Annotated in this window: 23 protein-coding genes; 11 read left to right on the top strand and 12 right to left on the bottom strand. The window is 67.3% G+C overall.

All coding sequences use genetic code 11. The features are described from left to right. Positions 1-6: 6 nt before the first annotated feature. From petA to lgt, 3 genes are all read right to left on the bottom strand, one after another. Positions 7-573 carry a ubiquinol-cytochrome c reductase iron-sulfur subunit gene (gene petA, locus NMD1_RS04755; protein ID WP_124810003.1) on the bottom strand — a complete coding sequence of 189 codons (567 nt, stop codon included), beginning with the start codon at positions 571-573 and terminating at the stop codon, positions 7-9. 284 nt (positions 574-857) lie between these two features. Further along, positions 858-1,964, bottom strand: coding sequence for a class I SAM-dependent methyltransferase (locus NMD1_RS04750; protein ID WP_233497364.1), 1,107 nt, complete (start codon positions 1,962-1,964; stop codon positions 858-860). Then, positions 1,961-2,824, bottom strand: a complete 864-nt coding sequence (gene lgt, locus NMD1_RS04745) for a prolipoprotein diacylglyceryl transferase (protein WP_125953929.1) — start codon at positions 2,822-2,824, stop codon at positions 1,961-1,963. Before lgt ends, NMD1_RS04750 begins: the two co-directional genes overlap by 4 nt. Positions 2,825-3,027: 203 nt before the next feature. Here lgt and NMD1_RS04740 point away from each other — a divergent pair, with 203 nt between their 5' ends. Then, complete coding sequence (locus NMD1_RS04740) at positions 3,028-4,737, top strand: class I adenylate-forming enzyme family protein (protein WP_125953910.1); 1,710 nt, start codon at positions 3,028-3,030, stop codon at positions 4,735-4,737. Positions 4,738-4,824: 87 nt separating this feature from the next. Further along, positions 4,825-7,569 carry a [protein-PII] uridylyltransferase gene (locus NMD1_RS04735; RefSeq protein ID WP_124810005.1) on the top strand — a complete coding sequence of 915 codons (2,745 nt, stop codon included), beginning with the start codon at positions 4,825-4,827 and terminating at the stop codon, positions 7,567-7,569. 17 nt (positions 7,570-7,586) lie between these two features. Here NMD1_RS04735 and NMD1_RS04730 read toward each other — a convergent pair whose 3' ends face one another. Next, on the bottom strand, positions 7,587-7,775 hold the full coding sequence (locus NMD1_RS04730; RefSeq protein ID WP_124810006.1) for a hypothetical protein: 189 nt from the start codon (positions 7,773-7,775) through the stop codon (positions 7,587-7,589). Positions 7,776-7,982: 207 nt separating this feature from the next. Between NMD1_RS04730 and NMD1_RS04725 the strand changes: the two genes are divergently transcribed. Beyond that, positions 7,983-8,543 (top strand): YqgE/AlgH family protein, encoded by a 561-nt coding sequence (locus tag NMD1_RS04725; RefSeq protein ID WP_124810007.1) that lies wholly within the window; start codon positions 7,983-7,985, stop codon positions 8,541-8,543. Between the two features lie 12 nt (positions 8,544-8,555). On the opposite strand, the gene gltX is transcribed toward NMD1_RS04725, so the two are convergent. From gltX to NMD1_RS04705, 4 genes are read right to left on the bottom strand one after another with little or no spacing between them, the layout of a single operon-like run. After that, entirely contained in the window at positions 8,556-9,908 is a 1,353-nt protein-coding gene (gltX, locus tag NMD1_RS04720) for a glutamate--tRNA ligase (protein WP_125953909.1), read from the bottom strand. Positions 9,909-9,938: 30 nt separating this feature from the next. Next, complete coding sequence (locus NMD1_RS04715; RefSeq protein WP_125953908.1) at positions 9,939-10,802, bottom strand: metallophosphoesterase; 864 nt, start codon at positions 10,800-10,802, stop codon at positions 9,939-9,941. After that, on the bottom strand, positions 10,795-11,649 hold the full coding sequence (locus NMD1_RS04710; protein WP_125953907.1) for a diacylglycerol kinase family protein: 855 nt from the start codon (positions 11,647-11,649) through the stop codon (positions 10,795-10,797). The genes NMD1_RS04715 and NMD1_RS04710 overlap by 8 nt, the downstream gene beginning before the upstream one ends. Positions 11,650-11,692: 43 nt before the next feature. Continuing rightward, positions 11,693-11,959, bottom strand: coding sequence for a hypothetical protein (locus NMD1_RS04705; RefSeq protein WP_125953906.1), 267 nt, complete (start codon positions 11,957-11,959; stop codon positions 11,693-11,695). 267 nt (positions 11,960-12,226) lie between these two features. On the opposite strand from NMD1_RS04705, the gene NMD1_RS21195 reads away from it, so the two are divergent. Next, complete coding sequence (locus NMD1_RS21195; protein ID WP_158453910.1) at positions 12,227-12,529, top strand: UrcA family protein; 303 nt, start codon at positions 12,227-12,229, stop codon at positions 12,527-12,529. 69 nt (positions 12,530-12,598) lie between these two features. Here the strand turns inward: NMD1_RS21195 and NMD1_RS04695 are convergent, their stop codons facing one another. Continuing rightward, the gene (locus NMD1_RS04695; protein WP_124810013.1) at positions 12,599-13,111 is read right to left on the bottom strand and encodes a helix-turn-helix domain-containing protein; all 513 of its coding nucleotides are present in this window, start codon (positions 13,109-13,111) and stop codon (positions 12,599-12,601) included. A 146-nt stretch (positions 13,112-13,257) separates the two neighbouring features. Here NMD1_RS04695 and NMD1_RS04690 point away from each other — a divergent pair, with 146 nt between their 5' ends. The 6 genes from NMD1_RS04690 to NMD1_RS04665 all read left to right on the top strand — a co-directional run bounded on the left by NMD1_RS04690 (position 13,258) and on the right by NMD1_RS04665 (position 18,796). Further along, entirely contained in the window at positions 13,258-13,602 is a 345-nt protein-coding gene (locus NMD1_RS04690) for a hypothetical protein (RefSeq protein ID WP_233497360.1), read from the top strand. Positions 13,603-13,768: 166 nt separating this feature from the next. Continuing rightward, the gene (locus tag NMD1_RS04685; RefSeq protein ID WP_125953904.1) at positions 13,769-14,488 is read left to right on the top strand and encodes a hypothetical protein; all 720 of its coding nucleotides are present in this window, start codon (positions 13,769-13,771) and stop codon (positions 14,486-14,488) included. Between the two features lie 94 nt (positions 14,489-14,582). Further along, positions 14,583-15,548: an SPFH domain-containing protein gene (locus NMD1_RS04680; protein ID WP_125953928.1), complete on the top strand. Its 966-nt coding sequence runs from the start codon at positions 14,583-14,585 to the stop codon at positions 15,546-15,548. Continuing rightward, on the top strand, positions 15,541-15,981 hold the full coding sequence (locus NMD1_RS04675; protein WP_125953903.1) for an NfeD family protein: 441 nt from the start codon (positions 15,541-15,543) through the stop codon (positions 15,979-15,981). Before NMD1_RS04680 ends, NMD1_RS04675 begins: the two co-directional genes overlap by 8 nt. 29 nt (positions 15,982-16,010) lie before the next feature. Then, positions 16,011-16,409 carry a peptide-methionine (R)-S-oxide reductase MsrB gene (msrB, locus tag NMD1_RS04670; RefSeq protein ID WP_125953902.1) on the top strand — a complete coding sequence of 133 codons (399 nt, stop codon included), beginning with the start codon at positions 16,011-16,013 and terminating at the stop codon, positions 16,407-16,409. Between the two features lie 161 nt (positions 16,410-16,570). After that, entirely contained in the window at positions 16,571-18,796 is a 2,226-nt protein-coding gene (locus NMD1_RS04665) for a transglycosylase domain-containing protein (RefSeq protein WP_125953901.1), read from the top strand. A 266-nt stretch (positions 18,797-19,062) separates the two neighbouring features. On the opposite strand, the gene NMD1_RS04660 is transcribed toward NMD1_RS04665, so the two are convergent. From NMD1_RS04660 to hflK, 3 genes are all read right to left on the bottom strand, one after another. Then, positions 19,063-20,604, bottom strand: a complete 1,542-nt coding sequence (locus tag NMD1_RS04660) for a Do family serine endopeptidase (protein ID WP_190287280.1) — start codon at positions 20,602-20,604, stop codon at positions 19,063-19,065. 108 nt (positions 20,605-20,712) lie between these two features. Beyond that, positions 20,713-21,567 (bottom strand): protease modulator HflC, encoded by an 855-nt coding sequence (hflC, locus tag NMD1_RS04655; RefSeq protein WP_125953900.1) that lies wholly within the window; start codon positions 21,565-21,567, stop codon positions 20,713-20,715. Between the two features lies 1 nt (position 21,568). After that, positions 21,569-22,759 (bottom strand): protease modulator HflK, encoded by a 1,191-nt coding sequence (gene hflK, locus NMD1_RS04650; protein WP_233497359.1) that lies wholly within the window; start codon positions 22,757-22,759, stop codon positions 21,569-21,571. Between the two features lie 303 nt (positions 22,760-23,062). On the opposite strand from hflK, the gene NMD1_RS04645 reads away from it, so the two are divergent. Beyond that, a complete protein-coding gene (locus NMD1_RS04645; protein ID WP_233497363.1) occupies positions 23,063-23,830 on the top strand; it encodes an Mrp/NBP35 family ATP-binding protein in 768 nt (255 codons plus the stop codon). The last annotated feature ends 1 nt before the right edge of the window (position 23,831 follow it).

The following is a 23,831-nucleotide window of genomic DNA, read 5'->3' as shown; positions in this document are numbered from 1 at the left end:
TTATCCTCAGCCGATCTTCACGACAGTGTCGGAAGTGAATTCGTAGGGAGGCACTTCGAGATTCTTCGGTGCCGGGCCTTTGCGGATGCGCGCCGCGGTATCGTAGACCGAACCGTGGCAGGGGCAGAAGTAACCGCCGAACTCGCCCTTCACCTCGCCTTCGCCGGCGCCCAGCGGCACGCAGCCCAGGTGGGTGCAGACACCCATGGTGATCAGCCAGTTCTTGTGGCCTTCCTTGGTGCGCTGCTCCAGCGTCTGCGGATCGCGCAGCGTCGAGGCGTCGACCGCGTCCGCTTCCGAGATTTCCTTCGGGGTCAGGTTGCGGAGGAACACCGGCTGCTTGCGGAACACGGCCTTGATCGCCTGTCCCGGCTGGATCGCCGAGATGTCGATCTCCGTGGAGCTTTCCGCCAGGACGTCCGCCGACGGACTCATCTGCCGCACCAGCGGCCAGACGGCGGCAAGGCCGCCCACTCCCGCAAAACTTACGGCCGCGATATTGATGAAATCGCGCCGCCGCACACCTTCTCCGGTACCATCAGCCGGAGTGTCGATGCTCGCCTCATCAGCCATTGAAATTCCCTGCCTGCTGCCGCCGCGCCCGCGGACCGGGCGCGGTCCAACTTGCCCCTTTGAACGTGCCCGGGGAAAGGACCGTCCGGTTTATCCCCCTTGCACAGGGGCCGGGCGCACGCGAACAGCGCGCACCAAACCCCCACTTGGGGGGCCTGATAGACGCAAAGGCGATAGTTTGCCAACAGGCATTTTGGTCCTGCGGGAAGCGCGGATTCACAAGGGTTTGGGCAGGGGGGCGAGCAGGGTTTCGCCGGAAGAACCCCGGAAGGGGGATTCGCGGCCTAGCGCGGGAAACCGGCGCCCGCGGGCCAGCCGGGGTTCGCCAGCCCCATAACCTTGAAAAGCGTGCCCATCTGCGATTCTCCGGTCAGTCGGTCGAGCGCCGCGTTGAGGGTCGCGACCTGTGCCGGCGCCGAGCGCGCCAACGCCTGCGCGCGTGCGCCGATGCCGAGCGCGTGGAGCCAGGGGCCCTGTTCCGCCGTGCCCATCCACCGCGCGCCGCCGGCTTCGGCGGTTTCCGCCATCGCCGCGAAATCGACGTGCGCGGTGAGGTCAGCCTCGCCGGGCATGGCGAAAGCATCGACCTTGCGGTGCGCGCGTACCGCCTGCAGCGTGCTGCCAAGGCGCGGCGCGGTGTGGCCATAGTCGATGAACAGCGCCGCGCCGCCCTGCGCGGCCAGCCGTTCCGCGACCGCGCGCACAGCCGCCGCAGACGCGGGACTGCTTTCGAGGATCGCGCCGTCGGGCGCGTCCGCGATCAGCGCGGCAAGCGCGGCGGAGACGGTGCCGCCCATCGCCACCGCCGCATCCATGGGGCGCGCGCCCACGACCGGGGCCAGCCTGCCTTCGTGCATCCCCACCAGGCGTTCGCGCCAGCCGGCGGCGGTCTTCACCAGTTGATGCACCGGCAGTGCATCGAGGAACTCGTTGGCGACGATCAGCAGCGGCGCGTCCGCGGGCAAGGTGGAGAGATCGTCGTGCCAGCGGGCATCGGGATGGTGTTCGCGCTGGATCGCGCGGAGCGCCGTGCTGCCCTCCACGAAATGCACGGCGGGTGCCATGCCCTGTCGTCGCATCACGCGCAGCGCGTCGCGCGCCAGCGTGCCGCGGCCCGGGCCGAGTTCGACGTAGTGGCCGGGATATGGCGCGCCGGCGCGCGTCCAGATGTCCGTCAGCCACAACCCGATCAGTTCGCCGAACATCTGGCTGACTTCCGGGGCGGTGATGAAGTCTCCCGTCAGGCCCAGCGGGTCGCGCGAATCGTAATAGCGCGCGTTCGATTCGGCCATGAAATGCGCGATGCTCAGTGGCCCGGTGGCGGCGATCAGGCGGGCGAACGTCGCGGTGAGCGAACGATCGTCCCGGGCCGTCGTGGCCCCCCCGGTCACGCGGTGGCGGCCGGCGCGGTTGCCGGCTTCGGGGCCGAAAGCGGAGGGCGAACCAGCGCGCGAATGAAGAAGAACAGGCCCACCGCCATCATCGGCATGGTCAGCCACTGGCCCATCGAGAAGCCGGTGCTGCGGGCGAATTCCTCAAGCTGCGCGTCCGGTTCGCGGAAGTATTCCACGGTGAAGCGCGACAGGCCGTAGCCCAGCGTGAACAGCCCGACCAGCAGACCCGGCCGCCAGCGCGCGCGGGTCTTCCAGAACAGCGTGATCAGCAGCACGGCCAGCACCAGGCCTTCGAGCAGCGCCTCGTAGAGCTGGCTGGGATGGCGCGGCTGGGGGCCGGCGCCGGGAAAGATCATGACCCAGGGCACCGTGGAGGTGGTCACGCGGCCCCACAACTCGCCGTTCACGAAGTTGGCCAGGCGGCCGAACAGCAGACCGAAAGGCACGCAGACGGCGATGTAATCGCACACCCGCACGAAATTGAGCTTGTTGCGCCACGAAACCCACGCGATCGCCAGCACCGTGCCGATCATGCCGCCATGGAAGCTCATGCCGCCTTCCCACAGCTTCACCAGTTCGCTCGGATCGGCGAACATGCGCGGCGCGTAGAACGTGGCATAGCCCAGCCGCCCGCCCAAGATCACGCCCAGCGTGGCGTAGAAGAACAGATCGTCTGCATGGCGCTGCGCCAGCGGCGCGCCGGGCGAACGGATCATGCGCAGAAGGTGCCAGTAAGCGAGCAGGATGCCCGCCAGATAGGCCAGCGAATACCACTTGATCGTGAAGAAGCCGAGGTCGACGGCGATCGGGGAAAGGCCCAGGTCTTCCCAGTGCAGTGGCTGGTGGGGCAGGGCCATCGCACCCGACGCAAGCAGCGGAACCGACTGTAACAGCGCCGATAGTGACAGCAAGGAGTGAACTCCGTACAAGTTGCAGAAAGGGACCTGTCTGTGTCTTCGCCGGCAGGTTCGCCGCCGGCTTTTGGCACGGCAGCGAATGCCTGACAAACATGAAAAGGCCGCGCCGTGCGGCACGCGCACTTGGGAGAGTAACGAAAGCAATGCTGAGCCAGCTCGATCGGGATCTGTCCCGGATCATGGATGCCCTGACCGCCGAAGGCGGCATGTTTGCCACGGTTCCGTTCCAGCGCGCGGGCTGGACGGTGCCGATGATCGCCGCCGCCCCGCCCAGCCTGGCGGCCTATTTCGCGCTGTTCTGCGCGCAGCAGGGCGATCGCGAATTCATCATCGATGGCGGACAGCGACTGACGTTCGCGCAGATATATGCTGCCGCGCGCGTGGTGGCCGGCGGGTTGGTGGAAGGCCACGGCGTGCAGAAAGGCGAGCGGATCGGCATCGTCGCGCGCAATTCGGCAAGCTGGGTCGTGGCCTACATGGCGGTGGTGATGGCGGGAGGCTGCGTCACGCTGCTCAACGGCTGGTGGAGCGGCGAGGAACTGGCGCACGGCATCCGGCTGGTGGGGTGCCGTCTGGTCATCGCCGACGCCGGCCGCGCGGCGCGGCTCGAGGGGCTGGACCACGGAGCGACGCTGCTGCCGATGGAGCACGACTGCCCGCCGCTGCAGGGGCTGGCCGCGCTGACGGCGCAGGGCGGCGGCGCCGAAACGCCTTTGCCGGATCTGGGCGGTGACGATCTGGCGACGGTGCTGTTCACCTCCGGCTCCACCGGCAATGCCAAGGGCGCCTATTCCGATCACCGCGGGGTGGTGCAGGGCACGATGAACTATCTGGCGCAGAGCGTGATGGCGCTGGGCCTGATGACCGAACGGGGCGAGGCACCTCCGCTGGGCGCGCAGCCGGTAACGCTGGTCAACGTGCCGCTGTTCCATGTCACGGGCGAGGTTCCGGTGTTCCTCCAGAGCTTCGCGCTCGGCCGCAAGCTGGTGCTGATGCCCAAGTGGGACGCGACCGAGGCGATGCGCCTGATCGAGCGCGAGAAGGTGACCTATTTCGTCGGCGTGCCGCTGATGAGCTTCGAGATCGCCACGCATCCCGATCGCGACAAGTACGACCTGTCGAGCTGCGTGACCTTCGCCGCCGGCGGCGCGCCGCGCCCGGTGGAGCACGTCGAACGCATCCGCAAGGCGCTGCCGCAGGGCTTTCCGATCATCGGCTATGGCCTGACCGAAACCAATGGCGTCGGCTGTGGCAATCTCAACGAGAACTATCTCGCCAAGCCCGACAGCACCGGCACGGCCTCGCGCCCGCTGGTTGATCTGGCCATCCTCGATGACGCGGGCAAGCCGCGGCCGCAGGGCGAAATCGGCGAAGTCTCGATTCGCAGCGTCTGCAATTTCCTGGGGTACTGGGACAATCCCAAGGCGACCGCCGAGGCGATCATGCCCGACGGCTATTTCCGCACCGGCGACCTCGGCTATCTCGATCCCGAAGGCTATCTGTTCATCGTCGATCGCAAGAAGGACATCATCATTCGCGGTGGCGAGAACATCTCGTGCATCGAGGTGGAAGGGGCGATTTACGCGCATCCCTGCGTCGCCGAGGCCAGCGTGTTTGGCCTGCCCGACGAACTCTATGGCGAAGTGCCGGTGGCGGTCTATCTGGCCAAGGACGGTTGCTCGGCCAGCGAGGAGGAACTGCGCGTTTTCCTGGCCGAACACATCGCGCCGTTCAAGATTCCAGTGCGTTTCTGGCAGGTTCACGAGCCGCTTCCGCGCCTGGGCACGGAAAAGGTCGACAAGCGGTCGCTGCGCGAGACTTATGCGAAGCTGTGGACGGTCAAGGCTGGTTGACCGGCTGGAATAACGTAGCGCGGCTTTGCGGGAACCACGGAGGACTTCGTGGTTTCCCGTCAACCCCGCTCCTTCTATAGAGCCGCCATGACGCTTCCCCGCCTTCCGCACCAGCGCGCGATCGTTGATCGGCGTACCCTGACCGACGCGGTGGCCGCCGCCGTGGCCGAGCATCGCGACAAGGCACGGCCCGTCGTGGTCGAACTGCTGCGCGATGCGCTGTCGCGCGGGCGGTCGGAGCTGATGCGGCGGCTGTCGGAAAAGCCGTCCGCCGGTTACGAATGCGCGCAGGGGCACGCCTTCCTGATCGACCAGTTGGTCCGCGTGATTTACGATCACGTCGTCGGCGACGTCTATCGCGCCAGCAACCGCAGCACGGGCGAACGGATCGCCGTGCTGGCGGTGGGCGGATACGGCCGGGGCGAAATGGCGCCGCATTCCGATGTCGATATCGCCTTTCTCACGCCGATCAAGCCGACGGCGTGGTGCGAACAGGTGATCGAGGCGATGCTCTATTTCCTGTGGGATCTGGGGCTGAAGGTTGGCCATTCCAGCCGTTCGCTGGACGAACTTGTGCGCATGGCGCGCAGCGATCTGACCATCCGCACCGCGCTGCTCGAAGGGCGCTACGTGTGGGGCGATCGCGAACTGTTCGAGGAAGGTTCGCGCCGCTTCTGGGCCGAGGTCGTTACTGGCACCGAACGGCAGTTCGTTTCCGAAAAGCTGGCCGAGCGCAACGAGCGGCACAAGCGGCTGGGTGACAGCCGCTACGTGGTCGAGCCGAACGTGAAGGAAGGCAAGGGCGGGCTGCGCGATCTTCACACGCTCTACTGGATCGGCAAATACATCCACAAGGTGCGCGATCCCAGCGAACTGGTCGACGTGGGTCTGCTGACCGCCGACGAATACCGCCAGTTCCGGCGCGCCGAGAACTTTTTCTGGGCGGTGCGCTGCCATCTCCACGCGCTGACGAACCGGGCCGAGGACCGGCTGACCTTCGATCTCCAGCGCGAGGTCGCCATGCACATGAACTTCGCAGACCGGCCGGGCAAGAGCGCGGTCGAACGGTTCATGCAGTTCTTCTTCCTGCAGGCCAAGCAGGTGGGATCGCTGACTGGCGTGTTCCTGGCGCAGCTTGACGAACAGTTTGCCCGCCAGAAGCGCGGGTTCTTCGCGGCATTCCGGCGGCGGAAGAAAAAGGTGGGCGTGTTCACCATCGATGCCGGGCGCATCACCGTGACTGGCGACGATTTCTTCCGCAAGGAGCCCGTGCGGCTGCTGGAGATGTTCGCGCTCGCCGATCGCGAGGCGATGGAAATCCATCCGGAAGCGATGCGGCTGGCCCAGCGCGATGCCGGGTTGATCGATGCCCGCGTGCGCAAGGACCCGCGCGCCAATGCGCTGTTCCTCGACATCCTGACCAGTCGCAACGATCCCGAAACCGTGTTGCGCTGGATGAACGAGGCGGGTGTGTTCGGCCGCTTCGTGCCCGATTTCGGCCGTGTCGTGGCGCAGATGCAGTTCGACATGTACCACCACTACACGGTGGACGAGCATACGATCCGCGCGATCGGCCTGCTGGCGCGGATCGAGAAGGGTGAGGCGCGCGACGATCATCCGCTGGCCAGCGACGTGATCGCCAAGGTCGCGTCGCGCCGCGTGCTTTATGTCGCCACGCTGCTCCACGATATCGCCAAGGGGCGGCGCGGGGACCATTCGATCCTTGGCGCGGAAGTGGCGATGAAGCTGTGCCCGCGGCTCGGGCTGTCGGCGGCGGAAACCGAACTGGTCGCCTGGCTGGTTCGCCAGCATCTCCTGATGAGCGCCACCGCGTTCAAGCGCGATCTGGCGGACTACAAGACCATCGCCGATTTCGCCGGCACGGTTCAAAGCGTCGAGCGGCTGCGCCTGCTACTGGTCCTGACGATCGTGGACATTCGCGCCGTCGGCCCTGGCATCTGGAACGGCTGGAAGCGGCAGCTACTGGGCGACTTGTTCCTGGCGACGGAGGAAATGCTGCGGCTGGGCCACAAGCAGCATGGGCGCGCGGAACGGATCGCGGCGAAGAAGAAGGCGGTGGGCGAGATCCTGCGCGAGCGGGACAACCTGATCGGCACCGCCGGCCGCCAGCTGGGCGAAGCCTACTGGATCGCCGAGCCGGAGGACATCATCGCGCTCAACCTCCAGCAGCTCGACCGCGCGCACGGGCAGCCGCTATCGGTCGAGGCGCAATACTACCCGGCGCGCGGGGCGACGCTGGTCACGGTGATGGCGGCGGACCATCCGGGGCTGTTCTATCGCATCGCGGGCGGCATCCATCTGGCCGGCGGCAACATCATCGACGCGCGCATCCACACGGCGCGCAACGGTACGGCGGTCGACAACTTCCTGGTGCAGGACCCGCTTGGGCGTCCGTTCAGCGAAGAGGCGCAGATCGGGCGGCTCAAGGCCATGATCGGCGATGCTCTGGCAAACCGGGTCAAGCTGGTGCCGCAACTGGCGGCGCGCCCGCTGGCCCGCCCGCGCGCCGACGCGTTCGAGGTCCAGCCGATCGTGATCTTCGACAACAAGGCGTCCAACCGCTTCACCGTGATCGAGGTGGGCGCGCGCGATCGGCCCGCCCTGCTTAACCGCCTGGCGCGCGCGCTGTTCGAGGCGCGGCTGGTCGTCCATTCCGCGCATATCGCTACCTATGGCGAGCGCGCGGTCGATACGTTCTACGTCACCGATGTGCTGGGTGAGAAGGTGGCCGCCGAAAACAGGCTGAAAACGGTGGAGAAACGCCTGCTGGAAGCGGCCGGCGAACACGAGATGAAGGCGGTCGCAGCCTGACGGGATGCGGGCGGGTTTCAGCCCGCGCGCGCCACGATCTGGCGGGCGATCAGCCAGCTTGCCGGGAACGCCAGAACGAAGCCGCCCAGCGCGGCGGCCAGGATCGGCCCCTTGGCAACATAACCTGCCGCCAGCGCGGCGGTGATTCCAGCCCCCATCAGGGTGGTGGCGATGACAGCGTGAAGCACAAGCATCAGGCGCAGCACGGCGCGTTCCTTCCTGGTCCGAACGGCCCCTTGGCCGGCATTCCGCCGAACCGGGCCATTGCGTTCAAAAGGGATCGCGACTCGGATTAATCAGTTTTGCCTAATATGGGTTGACCGGTATCAAATGCCCGACGATTCGTCCCGTTGTGCCGGTCGTCCAGCTGCGTCATGATGGGGTGCGGGAGGCTCGAAAGGATACGGTTCCAGATGCCTGAAGCGCAGTACCTCGCCGGCCGGATCCTGCTGGCCATGCCGGGCATGGGCGATCCGCGTTTCGACCACGCGGTGATCGCGATGTGCGTGCACGACGAAAACGGTGCAATGGGCATCGGCATCGGCCAGCCCCGTGATGGCGTGACCCTGCACGGCCTTCTGGAAGACGTGGGCATCGATCCCGGTGTCGCGCCCGATGGGCCGGTGCTCCATGGCGGTCCGGTGGAACCATCGCGCGGGTTCGTCCTCCATTCGCGGGACTGGGGCGGGGCGGGCACGATCGACGTGCATCCGCTGTGCGGGCTTTCCGCTTCGCTCGACATCCTTCGGGCCATCGCGGAGGGGCGCGGGCCACGGCACTGGCTGATCGCGCTGGGCTATGCCGGCTGGGCGCCTGGCCAGCTCGAAGGCGAGATGCGGCGGCACGGATGGTTCGCGGCGGACGGCAGTTCGGATATCCTGTTCGATACGCCGGTCGGCGCGCGCTGGGCCGCGACCTGGCGCATCCACGGCATCGATCCCGCCTTGCTGGCGAGCGAAACGGGCAGCGCCTGACCCGCTTCGGCGTCAGGGCGCGGGGCTGAGCCGTCCGATTGCTTCGGCCTTGCCGATCAGCGGCAGCAGCGCCTTCATGTCCGGCCCGTGGTCCATGCCCGTGAGTGCCTGCCGCAGCGGCAGAAACAGGGCCTTGCCCTTGCGCCCGGTCGCGTCCTTGAGCGTCGCCGTCAATGCGCTCCAGGGGTCGGACGCCCAGTCGATCCCGGCTGCGACCGTCGCGGCCTGATCGAGGAAGGCCCGCGTCTCGGGGTCGGCCTCGGGGGCAGTGATCGGCCCAGTCACCACGCGCCACCAGTCGGCCGCTTCGCCGATATGGGCCAGGTTGGGGCGGATCGCTTCCCAGGCGACCTCGGTCATGCCTTCGGGCAGGAGATGGGCCACGCGCGCGAACGGCAGGCGATGGACCACGGCGGCGTTGATGCGGTGCAGTTCGGCATCGTCGAACCGCGCCGGCGCGCGGCCGAACCGGGAAAGGTCGAACGCGGCGGCCAGGGCATCCGCATCCAGCGCGGGATCGATCGGGTCCGACGTTCCCAGGCGCGCCAGCATGGCGATCAGGGCTTCGGGTTCAATCCCCGCCTCGCGCAGATCGGCGACCCCCAGCGAGCCCAGCCGCTTGGAGAGCTTGCCTTCGGTGCCGGTCAGCAGCGCGGCGTGGGCGAAGCGCGGCGGCTCCGCCCCCAGCGCGCCGAACATCTGGATCTGCGTGGCGGTGTTGGAAACGTGGTCCTCGCCGCGCAACACGTCGCTGATCCCCATGGCGGCATCGTCGATCGCGCTGGGCAGCATGTAGAGCCACGATCCGTCGGCGCGGCGTACCACCGGATCGGACATCTGGCGCGGGTCGAAGTACTGCGGGCCGCGGATGCCGTCGTGCCATGCGATCGGCGTGTCGTGGTCCAGCAGGAAGCGCCAGTGGGGCTTTTCGCCCGCCGCCGCCCTGGCCGCGTGATCGGCTTCGGACAGGTGCAGCGCGGCGCGATCGTAGATCGGCGGCAGACCGCGCCCGAGCAGGACCTTGCGTTTGAGATCGAGTTCCTGGGCGGTCTCGTAGCAGCGATAGAGCCGCCCGGCGGCGACCAGCCGGTCGAACGCGGCCTCGTAGATCGCAAAGCGCGCCGATTGGCGCTCCTCGCCTTCGGGATGGAGGCCCAGCCACGCCAGATCGGCGCGGATCGCTTCGACATGCTCCTCGCGGCTGCGCTCGGCATCGGTATCGTCGATGCGCAGCAGGAAGCGACCGCCGTGGCGCTTGGCGAGCAGCCAGTTGTGCAGCGCCGTGCGAATATTGCCGACATGGAGCCGCCCGGTGGGCGATGGCGCGAAGCGCGTGACGACGGGCGTGGAAAGGTTTGCGGACATGGGTGCCCTATAGCGCGTGTCGCGCCGCGCTCAATGCACCGGCGGATCGACGTCGGGCACGGCGCCGATCGGGGCCACCGGCGCGCCGGTCTCCCGCGGGGGCAGGGCGTCTTCGGGGATGTCGTCGATCTGCATGGCGCGCGTGGGCACGCGCTCCATATTTCGCACGCGCACGTCGATCCGGCCGTCCGCGATCGTCAGTTCGTTGAAGCTGACCGGAGTCGAGCGGATCCGCTGCGAAAGCGTGCCCGCGCCGATCATGCGGACCGGGCCGTTTGGGGTGGGGTGGATCAGGTCGAACGGATCGTGGACGTGGCCGGAAAGCACGGCCAGCACATCGCGCTTCGCCAGTTCCGCCAGCGCGCGCGATCCTCCCCGCGTCAGCGCCTTGCCGCGCGTGCCGGCCTCCACCAGCGGGTGATGCGCGGTAACGATGGCGCGGACGCCCACGGGAAGCGCGTCGATCGCCGCCAGCGTCTGCGCCAGCGCGTGCCGGGTCACACAGCCTTTTGACCAGTTGAGGCGCGGCTGCGCCCGTGCCGTGGTCTTGAGCGGGATGATCGCGATGCCGTTGACCGGAATCGCGCGCTCGACCAGCGCCTCGATCCGGCGGAAACGGCGATAGGGATCGGTGAAGCGTTCGAAGAGGTTGAAATAGGGCAGGTCGTGATTGCCCACCTCCACCGTCACGGCCGCATCGAGCGAGAGAATCCAGTCGCAGGCGGCGGCGAATTCGCGGTGGCGCGCGCGCATCGTCAGATCGCCGGTGATGGCCACCGCGTCCGGCCGTTCGCGCGCGATGCTTTCCCGCGCCCAGGCCAGCGCCTCCCGGTCCTCCAGCCCGAAATGGATGTCGCTGAGATGGAAGATCCGGATCGGGGCAGAGTTACTCATGCTGCCGGATGCTAGACAGGAAATTCACGTCGCAGTCCATGATTTCGAACGTCACTTCGCGCGATCCGGTGCGGCGTTCGCCGTCGATCATCAGTTCGATCGGCTCGTCGGAGCGGCAGCGCACGCGATCGTGTTCGCCCAGCTTGTCGTGCGGGCCAGTGCGGAAATCCCGCCGCAGGATCGCGCCCGCTTGCTGCGCGATGCCGGCGATGTCCTGCGGGCCATAGGCATCGACAGCCATGCCCGCAGCGCCGGGGTGAAGGCGTAGGGCGGGGTAGCCTTCCTCGCGCCCCGTTGCCGGCTCGACGATCGTCACGCCGGGGTCCGAGGCGCTGCGGCGAATCGCTTCGCCCAGTGATGTCGCGATGCCGCCCAGATCGCCGTCGCGGATTTCCTCGCGCACGTCGGCCCATACCGCGCCGGGGCCGGCCACGATCTCGCACAGGGCGTCACCTTGCGCGCAGCGGATCAGGCGGCGGCGTGTGGATGAGAGGCTGCCCTGTTCCAGCGCCGCAACCACGCCTTCGACAGACACGTCTTCGCCATGCAGCGCCTTGGCCATGAGGTTCTGCGTGCCGCCCGGCAAGACGAGCACGTCGCCTTGCCAGCCATAGAGCCGCGTGCACTGCGCGTTGACGGTGCCGTCCCCGGTGAACACCGCAAGCATGCCGATGCCTTCGCGGTCGAGATCGGCGCGCGCCGGCAGGGCATCGTCAGGAAAGCGCACGACGCGCGCCGGTTCTCTCCCGGTGGCGGCCAGTCTGGCCATCAGGTCGTCGAGCGCGTCGTCGCTGTTGCTGCCGCTGGCCGCGTTGGCGACCAGCCAGATTGGCGGGGTTCGGTCCATCGTTCGGGCAATGCGGCTGGGCGCGCGTGGTTCCCGGGCCGGTTCAGATACGGTCGCTCAGGATCAGCCACGCGGATAGGCCGTTGAGCGCGGTATAGCCGAGGTAGGCGACCGGCCCCCACGCAATGCCCTGCGCGGTCAGCAGCAGCCCGGCAAACAGCATCAGGAATTCCACCGCGAAGCTGAAGCGCCGGTGGAGGCCGTGATAGAACCAAGGCATTTTGCCCAGCAGCGGATGGCCGCTGTCCAGGACTGCCCGGTGCAGAGCGAAATTGCCGATGCCGAGCAGGAATGTGACGAGAATGGCCATTGTCGCGTAACGATAGAACTCTTCTTCCCGGTTGTCAGCAACATGCGGCCCATGCGGTTCACCGGATCAGGACGGTCGTTCGTCGGACGCGGTCGCTTCTCGTCGGCGGGACTTCCTGCCTTGTCGATGACGGCGGGCGCGACGGGGCGGGGCGGCGTAGGACAACTTCAGCGACGGCGTTGCCCCCCATACCCCGATCTGCCGTCGCAGCCCCCCTTCCGGGATCGACCGCCAAACGGTTCCGGACACCAGATTGAGGACCAGACCATGACCGCTCTCACCAAGACCGCTTTCGCCACTGCCCTTTTCGGCCTGACCATCGCCGCGCAGCCCGCCTTTGCCCAGGAAACCCGCGCGGTGGACTATGCCGATCTCGACCTTTCCACGCCGCACGGACAGTCCGCGTTCGACGCCCGCCTGCGCAGCGCGGCCCGCGGTGTCTGCGGCATCGGCACCGATCGCGCTTCTCTGAACGAGCAGGTGTCCGAACGGACTTGCTATAACAGCGCGCTGAACAATGCGCGGGCGAAATTCGCCTCGATCAAGCGCGGACCGGTCCACAGCCGGTAATCTGCACCCCGGGGGCGGACCTCAGCCCCCCGCTCCCGGGTTCTTTTTGCAGATAGTCTGCGGGGCTTGCTACCCGACGATGCGGACCGGAGCTGTTCCGGCAGCAACGCCGCCCGCTTCTTCCGCTTCCACATCCGCCAGATCACGCCAGGTGAGGTCGCTGTGCTTCAACTGGCGATCGTCGTGCGCGCGGATCGTGATCGGCGCGATGGGCCTGCCGTCGCGCGCGTCGCACAGCACCGGATTGGCGGCGACGCCGAGTTGCCATTTCTCGCCCCACTGGCGCAATGCCAACATGGCCGGCAACAGATCGAATCCCTTTTCCGTCAACCGGTATTCGATGCGGCGGCGATCGTCGGCGCAATGCTCGCGCTTGAGAATGCCTGCTTCGACCAGCCTTGACAGGCGGTTCGAAAGGATGTTCCGGGCGATCCCAAGCTCGTCGAGGAAATCCTCGAAGTGCCGGACGCCGTTCAGGGCGGCGCGCAGGATCATGAACGACCAGCGCTCGCCCATGGCTTCCAGCGCCACGGGAAGGCCACACTGTCCGATCTCGGCAAGGGGTTCGTGAAGTTTGTGCATGTCGTCGCGCTTGTACCCCATATCGTCGGCCTATTTAAGTTTTTAGTTGCAACTTAAAACCTATCGATATAGGAAACGATTCGCAACGGAAATCGACCCTCTCCAAGGACCCCATGATTTCCTTGCCATGAAAAAGGGGAAGAATCATGACTGCACTTCGCCATGGCGCGTTGCGCCAGCTTGCGCCTGCCGTTCTCGCGCTGGTCGGAACGGTCGCCGGTTTCACTGCAACCGCCACGCCTTCGCACGCAGCGGGCGGCTACTATTCCGTTACCCTGGCAACCGCTCTCGATGCGCCCAAGCGCCTGATCGAACACGGCGTTGCCTGGTCGTGCACCGGATCGGAATGCTCGGGCGCGCGCGACACCTCGCGCCCCGCAATGGTCTGCGCGCGCATTTCCCAGAAGGTTGGCACGATCGCCCGCTTCGCCACGCCGGACGGCGAGCTTTCCGCCGAGGAACTTGCCCGTTGCAACGGCGGGAAGGCCTGATTCTGGCCTGAAGGATCGATCCGGGCCTTAACAAGCGCCCGGCCGATCCGATCTTTTCTCCAGCGCGTGTCCTCCCGCTACCCTGCCGGACACGCCAAACCTGCCAGGGCCGCGAGCGTCATGCTCGCGGCTTCTTTTTTGCGCACGCCGCGCCTATAGCCTGACCATGCGCATTCCCGCCGCGCTTGCCGCGCTTTCGTTGCTTGTTCCATCTGCACTGCCGGCATCCCCGGCCGTGGCGGCGGATGCGGCCGCCGATGCGGTTACAGCCGACAGCCTGACCCCGGAACACCGCGCCGCGCTGCAATGCGCCGCCGTCTTCGCGATCGTTGCGTCCGAGCAGGCCAACGGGGCGCCTGCCGCGCTCGCGTTCCCGCCGCTGGCCGTGCGGGGAAAGCGCTATTTCGTCGAGGTGAGCACGCGGGTCGTCGCCGAAGCCGGCCTGACGCGCGAACAGGTGCGCGATCTGATCGTGGCCGATGTCGGCACCTTGCAGAAGGGCGCCAGTGCCGATCCCGCGGATGCCGCGTTGGCTGCGCAGATGCGCGCCTGTCTTCCGCTGCTGGACAAGACCGTTCCGCCACTGCGCGCGCCTGACCTTCTGCAATGCACCGCGATCCTCTCGCTCGCCTTCGAGGAAATTCATGGGCGCGAGGGCATGACCCCGGCGGCGCAGGACATGAAGACGCTGGCCTCGGTGCTGACCGCGCGCGAGCGTGAAGCGCTGATCGCCGCGGGCAGGAGCGGCGACCAGGCCGACCAGGCGATCGCCGAGGCGCACGACGCCATGCTCAAGGAAGCGTTCGACGAGGGCGGGGGTGTCGAAAAGTACGACATCGCCCACTGTTACGACCTCGCGAAGCCGGATCAGAAATCGCACTATTGATCAGCTTCCATCGCGCTTCGGTGGCCGGAGCGGTTTGTGCTTGGCTGGAATGCGCCGTGCGCTAGACTCCGGCATCGAAGTGATGGGGGTGGCGATGGAAGGCGTTCTCGTTCTGCTGGCGGTGCTTGTTGCCGTCTATTTCTTCACCGGCGTCCGCGTCGTGCGCCAGGGCTATGTCTATACCATCGAGCGGCTGGGCAAGTTCACCCTGGCGGCCACGCCCGGCCTGCATTTCATCATGCCGTTCGTCGATCGCGTCGGGCGCAAGGTCAACATGATGGAGCAGGTGCTCGACATCCCCGGCCAGGAGATCATCACCCGCGACAACGCCATGGTCGGCGTGGACGCCATCGTGTTCTTCCAGGTGCTGGACGCGGGCAAGGCGGCCTACGAGGTATCGGACCTCTTCGTCGCGATCATGCAACTCACTACCACCAACTTGCGCACGGTGATGGGTTCGATGGACCTGGACGAGACGCTGTCCAAGCGGGACGAGATCAACGCCCGCCTGCTGGCCGTGGTCGATCACGCCACCTCGCCCTGGGGCCTCAAGATCACCCGCGTCGAGATCAAGGACATCCGTCCGCCGGCCGACATTTCCAACGCCATGGCGCGCCAGATGAAGGCCGAGCGCGAGAAGCGCGCGCAGATTCTCGAGGCCGAGGGGCTGAAAAGCGCGGAAATCCTGCGCGCCGAAGGGCAGAAGCAGGCGCAGATCCTCGAAGCCGAAGGGCGGCGCGAAGCGGCCTATCGCGATGCCGAGGCGCGCGAACGCGCGGCCGAGGCGGAGGCACGGGCCACGCAGGTCGTGTCCGAGGCGATCGCGTCTTCGGGCACGCAGGCGCTCAACTATTTCGTGGCGCAGAAATATGTGGAGGCGGTGCAGCAGTTCGCGGTTTCGCCCAACGCCAAGACCATCCTTTTCCCCGTGGAGGCGACGCAACTGATTGGCTCGCTGGGCGGGATCGGGGAACTGATCGGCGATGCGGTGAAGCCCCGGGCCAACCCCGCACCGGCGGACAAGGCGGGGGCGGACAAATCGGGGATGGGCCGTGCTTGACGCGCTGGCGCCGCACTGGGGCTGGCTGGCGCTGGGCGTGGCGCTGGCCATCGCGGAGCTGGTTGCGCCGGGCTATTTCCTGATCTGGCTGGCAGCGGCGGCCCTGCTAACCGGCTTCGTCGCTGCGGCGCTGCCTTTGGCGATCGCGGCGCAGGTCGTGCTGTTCGCGGTGCTGGCCGGCTGCGTGCTGCTTGCCGGACGGCGCTGGCTGGCGCGCAATCCGGTGGTCTCGGCCGATCCCCTGCTCAACGATCGTGGCGGTCGGCTGATCGGCCAGAGCGTCACCGTCGTCCAGGCGATCGAGGGCGGCGGGGGACGCGTCCGCCAGGGCGACACCGAATGGCTGGTGCGCGGCCCGGATGCGCCGGTCGGCGCGCGGATGCGCGTGGCCGGGCACGATGGCGCGGTGCTCATTGTAGAGTTTCCCGACTGACCCCATATGCGCGGCAAAGGAGATCCCCCATGGCCGACAAGCTGAACCTCACCGAAGCCGAATGGCGCGAAAGGCTGACGCCGGAGCAGTACGCGATCCTGCGGCAGGCGGGCACCGAGCGCGCCTTCACCGGCAAGTATGAAAAGAACAAGGCAGCGGGCGACTATGTCTGCGCCGGCTGCGGCGCGCCGCTGTTCGCCTCCGCCACCAAGTATGACAGCGGCTCCGGCTGGCCGAGCTTCTATGCGCCGATGGAGGCCGAAGCGGTGGACGAACACCGCGACGTTACGCACGGCATGGTCCGCACCGAAGTGCGCTGCGCGCGCTGCGACGGGCACCTTGGCCATGTCTTCCCCGATGGCCCCGCGCCCACCGGCCTGCGTTATTGCATCAACAGCGCCTCGCTGGATTTTTCGCCAGAGGATTGACGGGAAACGGCCTTTTCCGCCTGCGGGAAAACTTCCGATTAACCCTGCGTTACAAATCGCCTATGCAAAGGGCGGTTCGCGTTGGGGGCCATCCATGCCGGATGCCGTGTTGCTCCCGCCAGCATGGTTCGCAGTAAACGGAAAGGTCCGGTAGAAGACTGATGGCCAGACGGGATATTCCACGCAGCCCGGATTCGGGCGGCTCTTCCCGCGCGCCGAAGAAGCCATCGGCCTTCCGCCGTTGGATACGGCGCATTTTCGTCTGGGGCGGCGGCCTTGCGCTCCTCGCGGCGATCGGCGTGGCGGTGGCGGTGTTCGTCACCGCGCGTTCGCTGCCGAGCTACGAGAAGCTGAAGTCCAGCCAGGCCGGCCAGATGATCGTCGTGCGCGCCAACGACGGTTCGGAAATCGTCACCCTGGGGCCAAGCTATGGCCGGTGGATTCCCTATGACCGCATTCCGCGCGTGATGCGCGATGCGATGGTTTCGGTGGAAGACCGGCGCTATCGCGAACACTGGGGCGTGGACCCGCTGGGCATCGCCCGTTCGCTGATGGTCCGCGTCGAAAGCGGGCGCTGGCGGCAGGGCGGTTCCACGATCACGCAGCAGCTTGCCCGCAACATCTTCCTTAACAACAGCCGCACATTCGATCGCAAGCTGCGCGAGGCGGTGCTGGCGCTGGCGCTGGAGCAGAAGTTCAGCAAGGATCAGATCCTCGAACTCTATCTCAACAAGGTCTATTTCGGTGGCGGCGCCTATGGCGTCGATTCCGCCGCGCGCAAGTTCTTCGGCCATTCGGGCGAGCGCCTTTCGCTGGCCGAGGCATCGATCATCGCCGGGCTGGTGAAGGCGCCTTCGCACTATTCGCCGACCGCCGATGCCGATGCCGCCGTCGGGCGCGCCAAGGTGGTGCTCGACGTGATGCAGCGCAACGGCACGATCACCCCCGCCGATGCCGCCGCGGTCGATTTCAAGGACGTGAAGCTGGCGGGCGAGGAAGGCCAGAACTCCGCGCGTTACTTCACCGACTGGGTGCTGCCGCAACTGGACCTGATCCTGCCGGACAACGACCAGCCGATCGAGGTCTGGACCACGCTTGATCCCGTCATGCAGCACGCCGCGACCAGCGCGATCCAGGGCTATGCGCCCAAGGGCGCGCAAGGCGCGATGGTCAGCGTGGATCGCGATGGCGCGGTGCTGGCGATGGTGGGCGGCACGGATTACGTGACGTCCAACTACAACCGCGCCACCAACGCCGTGCGCCAGCCCGGCTCGGCATGGAAGCTGTTCGTCTATCTCGCCGCGCTCGAGGCTGGCTACACGCCGGATTCGCGCGTGGTCGATGCGCCGGTCACGATCGACGGGTGGTCGCCGCGCAATTCGGGCGGCACTTACGCCGGCGAAATCGACGTGCGCACCGCCTTCGCCTATTCCAAGAACACCGTGGCCGCGCAGCTCGGCAACGAGGTAGGCTTCGGCGCGGTGGCCAACATGGCCCGCCGCTTCGGCATCACCACGCCGATCAACACGTTGCCCTCGATGGTGCTGGGCACCTCCGACGTGCGCGTGATCGACATGGTGCGCGCCTTCGCCGCGGTGCAGAACAAGGGCGCGTCGGTCACGCCCTATGGCATTCGCAAGATCACCACCACGGACGGCGAGGTGGTCTATAGCCACCGCCCTGATGCGTCGCAGCAGCTTGTGCCCACGTATGTCGCGGCCGGTATCACCGATCTGCTGCAGACGGCAGTCAGCATCGGCACGGGCCGCGCCGCGCAGATCGGCCGGCCGGTGGCAGGCAAGACCGGAACGACCAGCTCGAACAAGGATGGCTGGTTCCTCGGCTTTTCCAGCGGCATCACCACCGGCGTATGGATGGGGCGCGACGATGCCCACGCGGTGCCGGGATTGCAGGGCGGCACCGCGCCGGCGCGCGCGTTCGCGGCCTACATGAAAGTCGCCACCGCCAAGCGCCCGGCGGAGAAGTTCGATACCGAACTCAAGCTGCCGCAATGGCAGCTCGAGCCCGACGACGAGGCGCTGCTCAACAATTCCGACAACTACTTCTACGTGGATGAGAACGGCAATCTGGTCGACCAGGGCGGGCAGGCCCCGGCAGGCGGCGCACCGGGTGGGCCGGGGAACGGTCCAGCAGGCGGCGCGCCGGGTATCGGCAGCAACACGCCCTCGGGGGCGCAGCGCGAACGCCAGCCGACCTACCGCGATGGCAACGGCGCCGATGGCAGCGGCCCGGCGGCCGCGAACGACGATTTCCTCGACCGCGCGATCGGGCGGGGCCGGAACGACGCCAACGGCCAGGCCGCACCGCGCGCCCGACCGACCGGCGGCACCCGCGCCACCGTTGGCGGAGGGCAGGGCAACCCCTGATCGTTTGCTCGCAATTGCCCCGGAGGGCCGGTCCTCTCGGGTGTGAACGCGGTGCGCGGAAAGCCCACCCCGCTGCGACTGACTAGCGCCGCCTGCGGCGACGCAAGTCTCGCTCCCCTCCCGCTGGCGGGAGGGGCCGCCCCTTCTTCTCCCCTCCCGCTGGCGGGAGGGGCCGGGGGTGGGCAGCCACCCACCTTCCAACCGCCAACAAAAAAGGAGGGCGTTGAGGCCCTCCTTCTTCGTGTTCCGCTATCGCGCCCGTGCGGTCAGCGCAGGCGCACCGGCACGTAGATCGCCGGCTGGCCGCGGCGCTGGACGCGCAGCAGCACGGCTTCGCGGTTTTCCGCCTTGGCGGCGCGCACCACGGCTTCGAGATCGGCGATGCTGGTCAGCGCGCGGTAATTGGCCGACAGGATGATGTCGCCGCGCTGCAGCCCCTTGGAGCCGGCGTCCGACGAATCGTCGACCGCCGTGACCACAACGCCGCGCGTATCGTCGCTGGCGCCAAGCTGGCGGGCGATCTGGGTGGTCAGCGGAATGGCGGCCAAGCCCAGCGACTGCTGGATCACGGTGCCGTTCTGCTTCTGGCTCTGGCTCTTGCCGCCGAAGCTGTCGTCCTGATCCTGCGCGTCGGGATCGAAGCTCTGCTTGGCCAGTTCCTCTTCGGTCGGGCGCTTGTCCACCACCGCGTTCACGGTCAGGCGCTGGCCGTTGCGGACCAGTTCGATCGGGATGCGCGTGCCGGGCGCGGTGTTGGCGACGATGAACGACAGCGTCTGTTCCGGCGTCACTTCCTTGCCCGCCACGGAGACGACCACGTCGCCCGCCTGGATGCCGGCCTTGGCCGCGCCATGGCCCGGCTCCACCGACTGGATGAATTCGCCGCGCTTCTTGGCCAGACCCAGCGAAGCGGCCAGATCGTCCGACAGCGGCTGGATGCGCACGCCCAGATAGCCGCGTTCGATCGCCTGGCCCTTGATCAGCTTGTCCACGATCGGCGCGGCGGTTTCGGCGGGAATGGCGAACCCGATCCCCACGCTGCCGCCGGTGGGCGAAAAGATCGCGTTGTTGATGCCGATCACGTTGCCCTGCATGTCGAACATCGGGCCGCCCGAGTTGCCCCGGTTGATCGATGCGTCGGTCTGCAGATAGCGGTCATAGGCCGAACCCGAACCGGTGTTGCGATAGACCGCCGAGATGATGCCCTGCGTGACGGTGCCGCCCAGGCCGAACGGGTTGCCGATCGCGATCACCCAGTCGCCCACGCGCGCCTTGCGCGAATCCCCGAACTTCACGAACGGGAAGGGCTTGGAACTGCTGATCTTCAGCACCGCGAGGTCGGAAGCGGCATCGCGGCCGATCAGCTTGGCGGGATAATCGGTGCCGTCGGTCATCGTCACGGTGATCGATTCGACCTCACCCTGGCCGTCGGCGGTGATGACGTGGTTGTTGGTCACCACATAGCCGTCGGCGGAAATGACGAAGCCCGATCCCAGCGACTGCGCCTCGCGCGTCGTGGTGCCGCCGCCGCCCTGGCCGCCGCCGAACAGATCGCCGAAGGGCGTGCCGGCGAACGGGTTGTTGTTCTGCACCTTCACCCGCTGGCGGGTGGAGATGTTGACCACTGCTGGCTGAAGCTGCTGGGTCAGGTCGGCGAAGCTGGCCGGCGCGCCGGCGCGGGGGACGACCGCCTGCATCTGCGCGCTGTCGTTCTGCGCGACCTGCGCCCCGGCGGGAAATCCGGTGACCAGCGTCAGAGCGCTGCCGGCGAGGAGCAGGGCCGTAGTCACACCATAAGCATATCGCACGTGGCCATTTCCTTCTTGTCTGTTCGATTGGGGCGGAGTGCCGCCGCGTGAGATCCCGCCCCGTTTTTCACGCTTTGTTGCATGAACGGGATTTGAATGACGCGGTTCCTACTTTCCCCTGAACTGCTTCAGATATTCGTTGTCCGGCGACAGCACGATCGAGGTGCTGCTGCCCTTCTGCGCGAAGGTCGCGTCATAGCTCTGCATCGCGCGGTAGAAGTCGTAGAACGCCGGGTCCTTGCCGAAGCTGTCGGCATAGGTCTTCGCGGCGGAAGCGGACGCTTCGGCGCGGATGATCTGCGCGTTCTTCGAGCCCTGCGCGCGGATCGTCGCCGCCTCCTGCTGGCGCGCGGTGCTCATCCGGGTGAAGGCGCTTTCCAGCGGGGTGCCGTCGGGCAGATCCGCCCGCTTGATCCGCACGTCGATCACTTGCGCGCCGTATTCGCGCGCTTCGCTGTCCAGCCCGGCGCGGATGTTGGCCATGGCCTGCCCGCGTTCGGCGGTCAGCAGCGAGGCGAAGGTGCGGTTGCCCAGTTCCTGGCGCAGCGCCGAATTGAGGATTGGCTGGAGCTGTTCGGAAACGCGGTCCACCGTGCCGGCGGTCTGGTACATCTTGACCGGATCGATCACGCGGTACCGGGCATAGGCGTCCACCTCCAGCCGGCGCTGGTCGGCCGAGGTCACCTGCTGGCGTTCCAGGTCGACGTCCAGCACGCGCTTGTCGATGCGCACCGCCTGCTCGAAGAACGGAATCCGCCAGCTCAGGCCCGCGCCGGTCTGGCCGTAGTCGGTGTTGGGCCGGAAACGGTTGATCACGCGCACGGGATCGCCCAGCCGGACGATCAGCACCTGTTCCTTTTCATCGACGACGATCAGCGAACTGATCGCAAGCAACAGCGCCGCGGCCAGCACGCCGAGCAGCACCTTCTGTTCGCGCCACAGGTTCTCGAAGAAGCCGCCCATGTCAGCGGCCCTCCGTCGGTGCGGGCTTGGGTTGCTGCATGAGTTGCGGCAACGGCAGATAGGGCGTGACGCCCGGCGTTTCGACGATCACCTTGTCGGTCTGGCTCAGCACGCGTTCCATCGTTTCATAGTACATCCGGCGCCGCGTCACTTCCGGGGCCAGCTTGTATTGTTCATAGACCTTGTCGAACGCGGTTGCATCGCCCTGCGCGCGCGCGGTGGTTTGCTGCGCCCAGGCCTGCGCGCGGTTGACGTCGCTCTGCGCGTCCTGCTGTGCGGCCAGCACTTCCTTGAAAGCGTCCACCACCTTGGCGGGCGGGTCCACCTTCTTGATGTCCACGCCCTGGATCAGGATGCCCGAACGGTAGGCGTCGAGCACCTTCTGCATCCGGTCGCGCGCGCTTTGTTCGATCGAGGCGCGGCCTGCGCCCATGGCGTCGTTCAGCGTGACTTCGGCGATCGACTGGCGCATCGCCGCTTCGGCCACCTCGCGCACCGTCTGGTCCGGATCGGCCAGCTGGAACGAATAGAGCTTCAGGTTCTTGATGTTCCAGCGCACGAGGTACGACAGGTCGACAAGGTTCTGATCGCCCGTGAGCATCAGCTTCTCGCCATCGCCTTCCGGAATCGATTCCCGGCGGATCGAGGTGACGTCCTGCGTCGCGACCGACTGGATCGGCCAGGGCAGCGTCAGCGCCATGCCGGGGTCCAGCATCCGCGAATACTTGCCGAACGTGGTGACCACGCCCTTTTCCTGCGGCGAGATGCGATGGACCATGGATGCGCCCAGCCACACCGCCACGACCAGCGCGATGCCGATCGGCAGCCACGACTTGCCGTCCGGCCGCTGCGGCAGGCGCGGCAGCGTCGGCCCCTTGCCGCCGCCGCCATCGCCTCCGCCAGGACGGCCTCGCCCGGTGCGCGCGCGGAAGATGTCCTCGATGCTGGCGGAGCGCCGACCTTCGCCCGACGAAGGCGGCAGCCAGGGATTGCGGGGGCCGTTCGGTTGCTTCGGCTCCTGCGGCTTTTCGCCCGCCGGTCCGTCCGGCGCATCGGCGTCCTCGCCACCCGTAGCCGAAGGCGCGGCGCCGCCCGGCTCGCTGCCGTCGGCGCTGTCAGGATCGCCCCACGGGCTTTTCTTGCCGGCCATCGCCAGGCCGATGCGCGTCATCCGCTCGCCAAAACTGCTCATGAGGTCGTTATAGGAACGGGTTTCGCGGAAAAACAGTGTCTCCTCCCCAAAATTCATCTGCTAGGACGCGCGCGAGTTGGAAGGCCCGGAAGAACAGGAAAACACGTGAGTCTGAACGAAGACGCGCTGCGAAGCGCCCTTGAGGAACTGGCTGGCGCGCGGCTGCAATCGCTGCGCGGCGCGGATGGCATCGCCACGATCGTGCTGGACGTCGGCGGGATGGACCGCATGGAGCGGGACCGGCTGGAAATGGCGGTGCGCGACGCCGCGCGCAAGGCGGGTGCGCAGGACGTGCGGCTGGCGATGACGGCGGAGAAGCGCCAGCGCCGCATCATCGCTGTCGGTTCGGGCAAGGGCGGCGTGGGCAAGTCGACGCTCTCGGCCAATCTCGCGGTCGCCATGGCGCGGCTGGGGCGCAAGGTGGGGCTGGTCGATGCCGATATCTACGGCCCTTCGCAGCCGCGCCTGCTGGCGACCGAGGGCCGCCGCCCGGAGGCCGAAGGCAACAAGATGATCCCGGTGCCTAGTCCGTTCGGCGTGCCGATGCTCTCGATGGGGCACCTTGTCCAGCCCGGGCAGGCGATCGCCTGGCGTGGGCCGATGGCGGGCAACGCGCTGGGCCAGCTGATCGACGCGCACTGGGGGGATGCCGAGATCATCGTGGTCGATCTGCCGCCCGGCACCGGCGACGTGCAGCTGACCATGCTGCAGAAGCACAAGCCCGCCGGCGCGGTGATCGTGTCCACGCCGCAGGATCTGGCGCTGATGGATGCGACCCGCGCGATCGGGCTGTTCGAACAGGGGCAGGTGCCGCTGATCGGCCTTGTCGAGAACATGGCCGGCTATATCTGCCCCCATTGCGGGGAAGAGAGCGACCCGTTCGGCATCGGCGGCGCGGAGGCAGCGGCGAAGACCATGAACCTGCCGTTCCTGGGCCGCGTGCCGCTGGACCTGGCGATCCGGCGCGACAGCGATGCGGGCCACCCGCCGGCGGCGGGCGAAGGGCCGCAGGCCGAAGCCTTCGCCACGATCGCGCGCGGCGTGTTGCGCTGGCTGGACGGGCAGGGCTGAT

Source organism: Novosphingobium sp. MD-1, from assembly GCF_001014975.1.
Classification (GTDB): domain Bacteria; phylum Pseudomonadota; class Alphaproteobacteria; order Sphingomonadales; family Sphingomonadaceae; genus Novosphingobium.
This window is presented reverse-complemented; position numbering and strand designations above follow the sequence as displayed.

Bases quoted from the DNA above. Each gene is read 5' to 3' on its own strand.
- NMD1_RS04685 (WP_125953904.1), top strand. From the start codon at position 13,769: ATGCGCATTCCCGCCGCGCTTGCCGCGCTTTCGTTGCTTGTTCCATCT.
- NMD1_RS04705 (WP_125953906.1), bottom strand. From the start codon at position 11,959: ATGGCCATTCTCGTCACATTCCTGCTCGGCATCGGCAATTTCGCTCTG.
- NMD1_RS04645 (WP_233497363.1), top strand. From the start codon at position 23,063: ATGACGGCGGAGAAGCGCCAGCGCCGCATCATCGCTGTCGGTTCGGGC.
- NMD1_RS04725 (WP_124810007.1), top strand. From the start codon at position 7,983: ATGCCTGAAGCGCAGTACCTCGCCGGCCGGATCCTGCTGGCCATGCCG.
- gltX (WP_125953909.1), bottom strand. From the start codon at position 9,908: ATGTCCGCAAACCTTTCCACGCCCGTCGTCACGCGCTTCGCGCCATCG.
- NMD1_RS04665 (WP_125953901.1), top strand. From the start codon at position 16,571: ATGGCCAGACGGGATATTCCACGCAGCCCGGATTCGGGCGGCTCTTCC.
- msrB (WP_125953902.1), top strand. From the start codon at position 16,011: ATGGCCGACAAGCTGAACCTCACCGAAGCCGAATGGCGCGAAAGGCTG.
- NMD1_RS04710 (WP_125953907.1), bottom strand. From the start codon at position 11,649: ATGGACCGAACCCCGCCAATCTGGCTGGTCGCCAACGCGGCCAGCGGC.
- NMD1_RS04690 (WP_233497360.1), top strand. From the start codon at position 13,258: ATGACTGCACTTCGCCATGGCGCGTTGCGCCAGCTTGCGCCTGCCGTT.
- NMD1_RS04735 (WP_124810005.1), top strand. From the start codon at position 4,825: ATGACGCTTCCCCGCCTTCCGCACCAGCGCGCGATCGTTGATCGGCGT.
- lgt (WP_125953929.1), bottom strand. From the start codon at position 2,824: ATGGCCCTGCCCCACCAGCCACTGCACTGGGAAGACCTGGGCCTTTCC.
- NMD1_RS04680 (WP_125953928.1), top strand. From the start codon at position 14,583: ATGGAAGGCGTTCTCGTTCTGCTGGCGGTGCTTGTTGCCGTCTATTTC.
- petA (WP_124810003.1), bottom strand. From the start codon at position 573: ATGGCTGATGAGGCGAGCATCGACACTCCGGCTGATGGTACCGGAGAA.
- NMD1_RS04740 (WP_125953910.1), top strand. From the start codon at position 3,028: ATGCTGAGCCAGCTCGATCGGGATCTGTCCCGGATCATGGATGCCCTG.
- NMD1_RS04695 (WP_124810013.1), bottom strand. From the start codon at position 13,111: ATGCACAAACTTCACGAACCCCTTGCCGAGATCGGACAGTGTGGCCTT.
- NMD1_RS21195 (WP_158453910.1), top strand. From the start codon at position 12,227: ATGACCGCTCTCACCAAGACCGCTTTCGCCACTGCCCTTTTCGGCCTG.
- hflC (WP_125953900.1), bottom strand. From the start codon at position 21,567: ATGGGCGGCTTCTTCGAGAACCTGTGGCGCGAACAGAAGGTGCTGCTC.
- hflK (WP_233497359.1), bottom strand. From the start codon at position 22,759: ATGAGCAGTTTTGGCGAGCGGATGACGCGCATCGGCCTGGCGATGGCC.
- NMD1_RS04715 (WP_125953908.1), bottom strand. From the start codon at position 10,802: ATGAGTAACTCTGCCCCGATCCGGATCTTCCATCTCAGCGACATCCAT.